General features: G+C 49.7%; 1 rRNA gene. It reads left to right on the forward strand.

The window, feature by feature from the left end:
• Window positions 1–257 precede the first annotated feature (257 nt).
• Window positions 258–324: ribosomal RNA gene (locus tag QN350_RS19830) — 16S ribosomal RNA — on the forward strand; the annotation flags it as partial.

A 324-nucleotide genomic window follows, 5' to 3' on the forward strand; every position in this document is an offset into this window, starting at 1 on the left:
CGGTGTGGCCTGAAGCCGGGTGCGTCCGATCCTTGAGAACTCAACAGCGTGCACAATGTCAAATGCCAAAAACCTCGGTCGTAGGGCTCCTTTCTAGGGAGTACCGCGAAAGAGATTCCTTTGGAAAACATTTATAACAACAAAGCAAGTCAGTAATGATTTGTTCTGTCAGTTTCAAACTTGCAGATTGTTCGCCCATTCCGGCGGCGGTCTGCACTAGATGTGACGCCAGGCTTGCTTGGTTAGTCAATCAAACATTTACGGAGAGTTTGATCCTGGCTCAGGACGAACGCTGGCGGCGTGCTTAACACATGCAAGTCGAAC

Source organism: Cryobacterium sp. 10I5, from assembly GCF_035019865.1.
GTDB classification, from domain to species: Bacteria; Actinomycetota; Actinomycetes; order Actinomycetales; family Microbacteriaceae; genus Cryobacterium; species Cryobacterium breve_A.